The sequence below is a fragment of the Acidovorax sp. GW101-11A03 genome, assembly GCF_059424825.1.
Window position 1 is genome coordinate 34,696 of record NZ_JBWKZU010000045.1, and the last position, 10,826, is coordinate 45,521.

The 10,826-nt window shown below is 65.5% G+C and carries 8 protein-coding genes; 4 read left to right on the plus strand and 4 right to left on the minus strand.

What is annotated here, in order from left to right:
• Positions 1 to 13: 13 nt before the first annotated feature.
• The 3 genes from AC07Z7_RS17875 to AC07Z7_RS17885 all read right to left on the minus strand — a co-directional run bounded on the left by AC07Z7_RS17875 (position 14) and on the right by AC07Z7_RS17885 (position 3,635).
• Complete coding sequence (locus tag AC07Z7_RS17875) at positions 14 to 445, minus strand: hypothetical protein (RefSeq protein WP_063459004.1); 432 nt, start codon at positions 443 to 445, stop codon at positions 14 to 16.
• A gap of 358 nt (positions 446 to 803) precedes the next feature.
• Complete coding sequence (locus tag AC07Z7_RS17880; protein WP_494767113.1) at positions 804 to 1,307, minus strand: cyanophycin metabolism-associated DUF1854 family protein; 504 nt, start codon at positions 1,305 to 1,307, stop codon at positions 804 to 806.
• Positions 1,308 to 1,328: 21 nt separating this feature from the next.
• Entirely contained in the window at positions 1,329 to 3,635 is a 2,307-nt protein-coding gene (locus AC07Z7_RS17885; RefSeq protein ID WP_094291531.1) for a cyanophycin metabolism-associated ABC transporter, read from the minus strand.
• Between the two features lie 241 nt (positions 3,636 to 3,876).
• Here AC07Z7_RS17885 and AC07Z7_RS17890 point away from each other — a divergent pair, with 241 nt between their 5' ends.
• The 3 genes from AC07Z7_RS17890 (at position 3,877) to AC07Z7_RS17900 (ending at position 9,241) form a co-directional block, all read left to right on the plus strand.
• Positions 3,877 to 6,066 (plus strand): cyanophycin synthetase, encoded by a 2,190-nt coding sequence (locus tag AC07Z7_RS17890; RefSeq protein ID WP_094291532.1) that lies wholly within the window; start codon positions 3,877 to 3,879, stop codon positions 6,064 to 6,066.
• Between the two features lie 86 nt (positions 6,067 to 6,152).
• Positions 6,153 to 8,732 carry a cyanophycin synthetase gene (gene cphA, locus AC07Z7_RS17895; protein ID WP_494767114.1) on the plus strand — a complete coding sequence of 860 codons (2,580 nt, stop codon included), beginning with the start codon at positions 6,153 to 6,155 and terminating at the stop codon, positions 8,730 to 8,732.
• 32 nt (positions 8,733 to 8,764) lie between these two features.
• The gene (locus AC07Z7_RS17900) at positions 8,765 to 9,241 is read left to right on the plus strand and encodes a CreA family protein (RefSeq protein WP_494767116.1); all 477 of its coding nucleotides are present in this window, start codon (positions 8,765 to 8,767) and stop codon (positions 9,239 to 9,241) included.
• Between the two features lie 121 nt (positions 9,242 to 9,362).
• On the opposite strand, the gene AC07Z7_RS17905 is transcribed toward AC07Z7_RS17900, so the two are convergent.
• Entirely contained in the window at positions 9,363 to 10,010 is a 648-nt protein-coding gene (locus AC07Z7_RS17905) for a DsbA family oxidoreductase (protein WP_440112925.1), read from the minus strand.
• Positions 10,011 to 10,468: 458 nt separating this feature from the next.
• On the opposite strand from AC07Z7_RS17905, the gene AC07Z7_RS17910 reads away from it, so the two are divergent.
• Positions 10,469 to 10,826 (plus strand): hypothetical protein (locus tag AC07Z7_RS17910; protein WP_494767115.1); only part of this gene is annotated, 358 nt, incomplete at its 3' end.

A 10,826-nucleotide genomic window follows, 5' to 3' on the forward strand; every position in this document is an offset into this window, starting at 1 on the left:
TATATAGCAAATCTCACAACCCGCCGGTGCGCTTGACCTTGGGGTCTGAATAGGTGAGCGGCTCGTTCTTGACCTGCTGGGCCATGCGCTCCTGCAGGGTCATCTTGTTGATGTCCTGCGCCACCTCCACCGCCGTGCCGCTGGCCCGCCACATCGACTGGATGAGTTCCAGCAGCTGCTTGTAGATGGGCTCCTTGGGCGGCTCGGGGGGTTCTTCTACCGTTTCCTTTTTCTTGACCTCGGTCCAGTCCCGGTTGGCGGTGTCCGGGGCAGAAGGCTTGTCGGGCTCACGCACGACGGCGCCCTCGCCCAGGCGGTCCATGGATTCCACCGGGTTGGGCGCATTGATGGGCCGCACCGGCGGCGCGCCGGAGGCGCCAGTGGAATACAAATCAGCGCCCTGAGGACGCCAACTCGGCGATCGATCGACAGGTGGCATTTGCATGGCAGTGGCCCCGATGGTGAATGAATGTGTCTTGGCGTGCAGAGGGTTTTCCGCCGTCTTCGTAATTCATAACGGCAAAAAGAAGGGGAAATTTAGGTCTTTTTCACCGATTGACCCAAAACAAGGGTTTTCACCTAGATTTCAGCAAGAGTTCAAGCCATGCACCAGCCTGATGTGGGCAGAAAACACAGATTGAGCACACAGGCGATCACAACCACCAGGCCAGCCTGTGGTTTTTGTGCGTGTTGGCCATGCGCCAAGGGGCGGCCGAAAGCGTCCGAAGGCTTTCCGCGCACCGAAAAAGAGAAAAAGAGGGGCCTAGAGAGGCCTCAGCTGGGGCTGCGGGGCCCCGAGCCGGTCAGAGAAAGCGTTCCAGCAGCTTGCGCGAGTGCCGGTCCAGCGCGGTGGTGTCCTTGACGCGGAACTGCATGCCGTCGCCCCCGGCGATCAACAGCCGGGTGCGCCCGCCCAGGCGGCGAATGTCTTCTTCGGCCTTGAGCACCAGGCTGGCCGGGCCCCGGTCGGTCTCCACCTGCCAGGTGCTGGGTGTCGAGAAGCTCGATACAGCAATGATTTTTTCGATAGTGGGCACAAACTCGCGCACCGCCAGCTCCTCGTCGATGAGCTGCCGGGCCGGGCTCGCCACCTGGTCCACCTGCGGAATCCACAACAACTCGTGGCCATCCGAGCCCACCAGCGACAGCCCTTCTCCCGGCGCGGCGATGGGAAAAGCCCGCACAGGGGTGACGCCTTCATGCGCCGTGCCGTCAGGCAGCGTCAGAACCAGGCGGCCATGGGGGTTGCGCGCCAACTGGAAAGCAGGAGGCGTAGACAACGGGGTCAGGGGTGCGGGTGCATTCATGGCAAGCTCGCTCACAACGGTTCAAGGATTGCCCGCAGGGTGGGCCGGGTGCAGCAGGCTGCTGTCGATGATGACCCCGGCCGCCTGGGCGTCTTCTTCGGCGCGGCGCGCCTGGGCTTCGTAGAGCCGCCAGTAGGCGCCCTGCTTTTCCATAAGTTCGTCGTGGGGACCCACTTCCACCACCTCGCCCCGGTCCATCACCACCAGGCGGTCGGCTTTGCGCAGGGTGGACAGGCGGTGGGCAATGGCAATCGTGGTGCGGCCTTGCACCAGGTTATCGAGCGCCTTCTGGATTTCCTTCTCGGTCTCGGTGTCCACGGCCGAGGTGGCTTCGTCCAGGATCAGAATGCGCGGATCGATCAGCAGTGCGCGCGCAATGCTGATGCGCTGGCGCTCGCCTCCCGACAGGCCCTGGCCGCGCTCGCCCACCAGCGAGTCGTAGCCATGCGGCAAGCGCAGGATGAATTCGTGTGCATGCGCAGCGCGGGCAGCGGCCACAATCTCCTCGCGCGTCGCTTCGGGCTTGCCGTAGGCGATGTTCTCGGCAATGGTGCCGAAGAACAGGAAAGGCTCTTGCAGCACCAGACCGATGTGGCGGCGGTAGTCGGCCACGGCAAAGCGGCGGATGTCGATGCCATCCACCTGGATGGAACCGTCGCTCACGTCATAGAAGCGGCTGATCAGGTTCACCAGCGTGCTCTTGCCCGAGCCGCTGTGGCCCACCAGGCCGATCATCTCGCCGGGGCGGATATCCAGATCCAGCCCCTTGATGACGGCACGGCTGCCATAGCGGAAGCCCACACCCTGCATGCTGATGGCACCCTGCACCTTGTCCACCTTGACGGGCTGGGCAGGGTCGGGCACGTTGCTCACGTGGTCCAGGATGTCAAAAATGCGCTTGGCACCTGCGGCCGCCTTTTGCGTGACCGAGACGATGCGGCTCATCGAATCGAGCCGCCCATAGAACCGCCCGATGTAGGCGATGAAGGCGGTGAGCACCCCCACCGTGATCTGGTTGCGTGACACCAGCCAGATGCCGAACGCCCAGACCACCAGCAGGCCGATTTCAGTCAGCAGCGACACTGTGGGGGTAAACAGGCTCCAGGTCTTGTTGAGCTTGTCGTTGACTTCCAGGTTGTGCTGGTTGGCGTCACGGAAGCGCTGGGCCTCGCGCTTCTCTTGCGCAAAGGCCTTCACCACGCGGATGCCGGGGATGGTGTCGGCCAGCACATTGGTCACCTCGGACCACACGCGGTCGATCTTTTCAAACCCGGTGCGCAGGCGGTCGCGCACAGTGTGGATCATCCAGCCAATGAAGGGCAGCGGCACCAGCGTGACCAGCGCCAGCCACGGGTTGATCGAGAACAGGATGGCCGCCGTCATCACGATCATCAGCACGTCGGTGACGAAGTCGAGCGCATGCAGCGACAGGAACACGTTGATGCGGTCCGTCTCGGAACCAATCCGGGCCATGAGGTCGCCGGTGCGCTTGCCGCCAAAGTAGTCCAACGACAGGCGCAGCAGGTGCTCGTAAGTCGTGGTGCGCAGGTCGGCACCAATGCGCTCGGACACCAGCGCCAATATATAAGTGCGCGCCCAGGAGAGGCCCCAGGCCAGCAGGGCCGACAGCAGCAGCCCGCCCAGGTACAGCAGCACCAGCATGGGATCAATCTGCTTGCCGTTCTGGAACGGGATCAGGATGTCGTCCATCAGCGGAATGGTGAGGTAGGGCGGTACCAGCGTGGCGGCGGTGGACGCCAGCGTGAGCGCAAACCCGGCGGCCAGCTGCTTGCGGTAGGGCCGGGCAAACCTCCACAGGCGCAGCAGCACCCAGGTGGACGTTTGCGGGGGCTGGGCCCGGGCGCAGGCCGGGCATTCGTCGGTGTCGGGCGGCAGGGGCGTGTGGCAGGTGGGGCAGGCGGGCTCGTCGTCTTCGGCGGCCGTGTTGCCTGCGCCCAGGGCCATCTGCTGTTCGAAACGCTGCACCAGGCGCAATGCCTGGGCGTGGTGCGCCAGCGTAAAGCGCCACAGCGCCAGCCGGGCCTGGGGGCTGTGCAGCTCCAGGGAACCCACACCGCCATGGTCGTGCAGGCGCAGGGCCAGGCCGTCACCCAGCGGCCAGCTGCGCCAGGTCGTGGTGCCGGGCTCGCAGGCCAGCAGACGCTCGGACGTCACCACCACCCAACCTGTCGCAAACCGCAGCGCGGTACTCAGGTCAACCTGTAACGCAGCCAGCACGTTCTCTTTGGAAGCGAGCATGGCCCGCAATTCGCCCCCCACGGGGCCAGAAAAGACACCCGAGGCGTCCACAGAATGGTGATGTTGCATTTTTGGTTGGTTTTTCCGCCACCGGCAGCCTGCGGTGGCCGAACTCGCGAAAGCGGGAATTCTCACCGATACTGCACGCCACGGTGCGACGGCATCCTCCTGTAACGTCTGCGGCAGCCATTTGGCTGACACTGCGAACAGGCCCCGGGCTGGCGCACAATCATCGTCCAACAAAGTCCCCCTTCGTCCCCTTTTTCCACGCAAAGCCCTCACAAGGCCGGAAACACACCCGCTGCAATCCATGGCGAAACTCAACGACATCCAACTGCTTCGCATCAACTACCTGCGGGGCCCCAATATCTGGACCTACCGGCCGGTCCTGGAAGTTTGGCTGGACCTGGGCGAGCTGGAGGACTATCCCTCCAACACCATCCCCGGCTTCAATGACCGCCTCACGGCCTGGCTGCCCGCGCTGATCGAACACCACTGCGGCGTGGGCGAGCGCGGCGGCTTCCTGCAGCGCCTGCAAGAGGGCACCTGGTGCGGCCATGTGCTGGAGCACATCGTGATCGAGCTGCTCAACCTGGCGGGCATGCCCACCGGCTTTGGCCAGACGCGCAGTACCAGCCAGCGCGGCGTGTACCGCATGGTGTTCCGCGCCCGCGACGAAAGCGTAGCCCGCGTGGCACTGGCCCAAGGCCATGCGCTGATCATGGCGGCCATCAACGACCAGCCTTTTGACGTGGCCGCCGCCGTGGCCCGCGTGCGCACCGAGGTGGACGACCAGTACCTTGGCCCCAGCACCGCCTGCATCGTCACCGCCGCCACCGACCGGGGCATCCCCCACATCCGCCTGAACGACGGCAACCTGGTGCAGCTGGGCTACGGCGCCAGCCAGCGCCGCATCTGGACGGCCGAGACCGAGTTCACCAGCGCCATCGCCGAAGGCATTGCCAGCGACAAGGACCTGACCAAGAGCCTGCTCCAATCCTGCGGCGTGCCCATCCCCGAAGGCCAGGTGGTCAACAGCCCCGAAGAGGCCTGGGAAGCCGCGCAGGACATCGGCCTGCCCGTGGTGGTCAAGCCGTCCGACGGCAACCACGGCCGGGGCGTGACGCTGGATTTGCGCAAGAAGGAAGACATCGAGGCCGCCTACCACGTGGCCTACCCCGAGGGCAGCGACGTCATGGTCGAGCGCTTCATCCCCGGCGACGAGCACCGCATCCTGGTGGTGGGCGGCAAGGTGGTGGCCGCTGCACGCGGCGAGGTGGTCAGCATTACCGGCAATGGCCGCAACACCGTCAAGGAACTCATCGACAGCCAGCTCAACTCCGACCCCCGCCGGGGCTACGAGGAAGAGTACCCGCTGGAGATCATCGACCTGGCCACCGACACCAAGGTGCAGCTCGAGCTCAAGCGCCAGGACCTGGCCGCCGACTCTGTGCCCGCAGCAGGCCGCCAGGTGGTGGTGCAGCGCAACGGCAACGTGGCCGTGGATTGCACAGACGACGTGCACCCCGAGGTGGCCTACATCGCACAGCTGGCCGCCAAGGTCGTGGGCCTGGACATCGCGGGCATCGACATGGTGGCGCGCGACATCTCCAAGCCACTGCACACCCAGGGCGGCGCAATTGTGGAAGTGAATGCCGGCCCCGGCCTGCTGATGCACCTCAAGCCCGCCGTGGGCGCGCCCCGCCCAGTGGGCCAGGCGATTGCCGAGCACCTGTTCCCCTCCGAAGGTGACGATGAAGGCCCCGTTGGCCGCATCCCCCTGGTGGGCGTGGCGGGCACCCGCAACACCGCCACCATCTCGCGTGTGGTGGCCTGGCTGCTGCACCTGAGCGGCCACCACACGGGCCTGGCCTGCCGCGACGGCCTGTTCCTGGACCGCCGCCGCGTGGAAGCCACCGACTGCGCCCACTGGGAGGCCGCCCACCGCCTGCTGATGAACAAGATGGTGCAGGCCGCCGTGATCGAAAGCGACGCGCGCACCATCCTGCGCGACGGCTTGGCCTACGACCGCTGCCAGGTGGGCGTGGTGACCGACATGGACGGCGTGGAAACGCTGGCCGAGTTTGACGTGCACGAGCAGGACCAGATGACCAAGGTGATGCGCACCCAGGTGGACGTGGTGCTGGCCGAAGGCGCTGCCGTGCTCAATGCCGCCATCGCCCAGGTGGCCGACCTGGCCCCGCTGTCCGACGGCGACGTGGTGCTGTATGCACAGGACGGCACGCTGCCCGCCATCGTGGACCACCGCGCCAAGGACAACGGCCGCGCCGTCTTCGTGAAAAACGGCCGCGTGGTGCTGGCCACCGGCAGTGCCGAGCATGTGCTGGGGGCCCTGTCGGACCTCACCTTCGGCCGCAACGCCGTGGTGCCCGACACCGAGGCCTTGCTGGCCGCCGTGGGTACCGCCTGGGCGCTGGACATTGCCCCCGACCTGATCGGCGCGGGCATCAAGACCTTCGAGCCCGAGCTGCCCGCCTGACAGCCCTACAGCCCCATTGACACAGCCACACACGCATTCGACTGGAACGCGGCCCGCGAGCCCCGACGACTACTGAAAGAAATCCCATGGATGTATCCCGCACCCGGGCCCTGCGTGGCCCCAACCTCTGGAGCCGCCACATGGCCATCGAAGCCGTGGTGGCCTGTTCGGAAACCGAGCGCGCCGTGGGCCAGATGGCCGGGTTTGAAGCCCGCCTGCGCGCCCTGTTCCCCGCCATTGGCGCGCTGCACCCCGAAACCGGTGGCGGCGATGTGTCGCTGGCCCATGTGCTGCAAACCGCTGCGCTTGCCCTGCAGGCCCAGGCAGGCTGCCCGGTGACCTTTGCGCGCACCACCGCCACCAGCGATGTGGGCGTGTACCAGGTGGTCGTCGAATACAGCGAAGAGGCCGTGGGCCGCAAGGCGTTTGAATACGCGCAGCAGCTCATCGAAGCCGCGCTGGGCAATGGCAGCTTTGATGCCAACGCCGTGATCGCCGAGCTGCGCGAGCTGGACGAAGACGAGCGCCTGGGCCCCAGCACCGGCTCCATCGTCGAAGCCGCCGTGGCCCGGGGTATCCCCTACCGCCGCCTCACGCGCGGCAGCATGGTGCAGTTTGGCTGGGGCTCCAAGCAGCGCCGCATCCAGGCGGCCGAGGTCGATTCGACCAGCGCCGTGGCCGAATCCATCGGCCAGGACAAGGACCTGACCAAGCGCCTGCTGCACGCTGCCGGTGTGCCCGTGCCGCTGGGCAAGCCCGTCGAGAGCGTGGACGAAGCCTGGGAAGTCGCCCTCAAGGTCGGCCTGCCCGTGGTGGTCAAGCCGCAAGACGGCAACCAGGGCAAGGGCGTGACCGTCAACATCACCGATCGCGCCCAGCTCGAAGAGGCCTACAAGAACGCCGCCGACTACGGCACCGTGATGGTCGAGCGCTTCTTGCCCGGCCACGATTTCCGCCTGCTGGTGGTGGGCGACCAGCTGGTGGCTGCTGCACGCCGCGAGCCGCCCCAGGTGCTGGGCGACGGCGAACACACCGTACGCCAGCTGGTGGAGGTGGTCAACCAGGACCCCCGCCGTGGCGAAGGCCACGCCACCTCGCTCACCAAGATCCGCCTCGATGACATCGCCGTGGCCCGCCTGGCAATGCAAGGCCTCACGCCCGACTCGGTGCCCGAGAAAGGCCAGCGCGTCATCCTGCGCAACAACGCCAACCTGTCCACCGGCGGCACCGCCACCGACGTGACCGACGACGTGCACCCCGAGGTCGCCGCCCGTGCCGTGGCGGCTGCCCAGATGGTGGGCCTGCACATCTGCGGCGTGGACATGGTGGCCGAGACCGTGCTGCGCCCGCTCGAAGAACAAGGCGGCGGCTTTGTCGAAGTGAACGCCGCCCCCGGCCTGCGCATGCACCTGGCACCCAGCTATGGCAAGCCCCGCAACGTGGGCGCGGCCATGGTGGACAAGCTCTTTGCCCATGGCGACGACGGCCGCATCCCCACCGTGGCCGTGACTGGCACCAACGGCAAGACCACCACCGCCCGCCTGATGGCGCACCTGTTCACCGCCCAGGGCCTGCGTGTGGGCATGACCAACACCGACGGCGTGTACGTGAACGGCCGCCAGATCGACAGCGGCGACTGCAGCGGCCCCAAGAGCGCCCGCAACGTGCTGCTGCACCCCGAGGTGGACGCCGCCGTGTTCGAGACCGCGCGGGGCGGCATCCTGCGCGAGGGCCTGGGTTTTGACCGCTGCCAGGTGGCTGTGGTCACCAACATCGGCGCAGGCGACCACCTGGGCCTGAACTACATCACCACGGTGGAAGACCTGGCCGTGCTCAAGCGCGTGATCGTGCAGAACGTGGCCCCCACGGGCTACGCCGTGCTCAACGCCGCCGACCCCATCGTGGCCGCCATGGCCTCGGCCTGCCCCGGCAAGGTCATCTACTTTGCGAGCGACCGCCACCACCCCGTGATGGTCACGCACCGCGCCCAGGGCCACCGCACGGTGTACGTGGATGGCGAGTCCATCGTGGCCTCGGAAGGTTCGTGGCGCGAGACCATCCACCTGCGCGACGTGCCCATCACCCGCAACGGCAAGATCGGCTTCCAGGTCGAGAACGTCATGGCCGCCGTGGCCGCCGCCTGGGGCGTGGGCATGCCCTGGCAGACCATCCGCCGGGGCCTGTCGGGCTTTGTGAACGACAGCGACAACGCACCCGGCCGCTTCAACATCATGGACTACCGGGGCGCCACCGTGATCGCCGACTACGGCCACAACCCCGACGCCATGCGCGCCCTGGTGCAGGCCGTGGACGCCCTGCCCGGCAACCGCCGCAGCGTGGTGATCAGCGGCGCGGGCGACCGCCGCGACGAAGACATCCGCGACCAGACCGTGATCCTGGGCGCCGCGTTTGACGACGTGATCCTGTACCAGGACGCCGCCCAGCGCGGCCGTGCCGACGGCGAGGTGATGGCCCTGCTGCGCGAAGGCCTGGCCGGCGCATCGCGCACCAAACACATCGAAGAAATCCGTGGCGAATTCATCGCCATCGACACCGCCCTGGCCCGCCTGCAGCCCGGCGACCTGTGCCTGGTGCTGGTGGACCAGGTCGAAGAAGCCCTGGCCCATCTGGCCCAGCGCTGCACCGAAGCCGGGGCCTCCACGTGACAACCCTCAAGCAAGCCGCCACCTCGGCGCTGATGGCCCTGGCCGCTGGCGCCGCCTGGGTGGGTGTGACTGGCACGGCACAAGCAGCGTCCGGCGAAAAAATCGGCACGGTGGACACCGCCTTCCAGTGGATCGGCCGCGACCACGACATCGTCGTCGAGGCCTACGACGACCCTGCCGTGCAGGGTGTGACCTGCTACGTCTCGCGCGCCCGCGTGGGTGGCATCAAGGGCACGCTGGGCCTGGCCGAAGACCGCGCCGAGGCATCGATCGCCTGCCGACAGGTCGGCCCCATCCACGTTCCTGCGCCGCTCAAGCAGCAGGAAGAAGTGTTCAGCGAACGCATGTCCATCCTCTTCAAGCGCCTGCGCATCGTGCGCATGGTGGACGCGCCGCGCAACACGCTGGTCTACCTGACCTACTCCGAAAAGCTCATCGACGGTTCGCCACAGAACAGCGTGACCGCCGTGCCGGTGGACCGCGCCACGGCCATCCCGCTGCGCAAGTAAGGCAGCGCGGGGCGGGGGCAGGACTCGCCATCAAAAAAGGGGCCATCGGCCCCTTTTTTACGGCTAAAAATAGCCCCTACCGCGCGTCCATCATGCCCAATAAGCTATCAAACATATAGCATCATCCCTGCGCCGCAATTTGCCGCAGCGCCTGCTCAAACACCTCTACCGGCTGCCCACCCTGGATCAGGTGGCGCTCGTTGATGATGATGGCGGGCACCGAATGGATGCCGTTTTGCAGATAGAACTGCTCGCGCTCGCGCACCTCGTCGGCGTAGCGGTCTGAGGCCAGCAGCGCACGCGCTTCGGCCACATCCAGCCCCACCTCGCCCGCCACCCGCACCAGCACCTCGTGGTTGCTCGGGTCCTGCCCGTCGGTGAAATACGCCTTGAACAGCGCCTTCTTCAGCGCGGGCTGCACACCCTTTTCTTCGGCCCAGTGCAGCAGCCGGTGCGCATCGAAGGTGTTGTAGATGCGGCTGCGCTTGTCCATGCTGAAGGTAAACCCCAGCGCCGCCCCGCGCGCCGCGATGGCCTCGCGGTTCTTCTGGCTCTGCTCGGGCGTGGCGCCGTACTTCTCTTGCAGGTGCTCGCCAATGTCCTGGCCTTCGGGCGCCATCTGCGGGTTCAGCTCGAACGGCTGGAAATGCAGGTCCAGCGCGACCTCACCCTGCAGCCGGTCCGCCGCCTGCTCCAGCGCCTTGAGGCCGATGATGCACCATGGGCAGGAGACATCGGAGACGAAATCGATTTTGAGGGTGGTGGGCATGGGAGGGGTTCCTGCGGACAAAGAGGGGATGGTAGGCGGGGTGGGTTAACCGTAGGGGTGGCGAGTCTACTTTCTCAGCGAATGGGAGATTTCGGCTCAGAGAGCAATTGGCGTACCGAACCACCATGCTGCCACGACATGCGCACACAGTCCCAAACTTGACCAGCCAAAGCTATAGTTTGTCTGTTCGAACTCTGTAGAACGCATGGCGTTAAAGACCAGTGGAAGCATCAAAACCACGCACAGTTGTTGTCACCAAGCAGAGGACTGTACATACGTATGCCGAGTTGTGGCACGCATCAGAATGTGTGCTTAACGTCGGGATAGAACGGCCAGAAGTTTCTAAGTGGCAATTCCTTTCTAGCGCCGTGCTAACCGCGTTCGCCTTTGAGGCCTATCTCAATCATGCTGGTGACGTAACCTTCGAGTGCTGGGAGGAACTTGACAGGCTGCCACCGATGGCAAAGCTTGAGTTGCTCTCTGAAAAGCTAAACGTTTCCTTTCCCGAGGGTCACGGTGCGCGCCCATTGCAAACAGTTCACAAGCTGTTGAACCTCAGAAATACCATTGCTCACGGTCGGTCAGGCGAGATCAACATCAAACCACTCATCCGAACTACAGAAAACTATCAGACCGCACTCAACGAAGAAGTGCTCACGGATTGGGAAAAGCTGGTGCAAACTGATGAATTCGCAAAGCGGGTGCGACAAGATGTCAGGGACGTTCTAGAGAGAGTGCACGCGAGCCTGTCAGATGTTTTGTGTGTGAGGCATAGCATGTCAACAAGGAGCATGAATGCCACGCAAGACGAAGACA

Coding starts and splice junctions, on each gene's coding strand:
- AC07Z7_RS17875 (WP_063459004.1), bottom strand. CDS start 445: ATGCAAATGCCACCTGTCGATCGATCGCCGAGTTGGCGTCCTCAGGGC.
- AC07Z7_RS17880 (WP_494767113.1), bottom strand. CDS start 1,307: ATGAATGCACCCGCACCCCTGACCCCGTTGTCTACGCCTCCTGCTTTC.
- AC07Z7_RS17885 (WP_094291531.1), bottom strand. CDS start 3,635: ATGCAACATCACCATTCTGTGGACGCCTCGGGTGTCTTTTCTGGCCCC.
- AC07Z7_RS17890 (WP_094291532.1), top strand. CDS start 3,877: ATGGCGAAACTCAACGACATCCAACTGCTTCGCATCAACTACCTGCGG.
- cphA (WP_494767114.1), top strand. CDS start 6,153: ATGGATGTATCCCGCACCCGGGCCCTGCGTGGCCCCAACCTCTGGAGC.
- AC07Z7_RS17900 (WP_494767116.1), top strand. CDS start 8,765: ATGGCCCTGGCCGCTGGCGCCGCCTGGGTGGGTGTGACTGGCACGGCA.
- AC07Z7_RS17905 (WP_440112925.1), bottom strand. CDS start 10,010: ATGCCCACCACCCTCAAAATCGATTTCGTCTCCGATGTCTCCTGCCCA.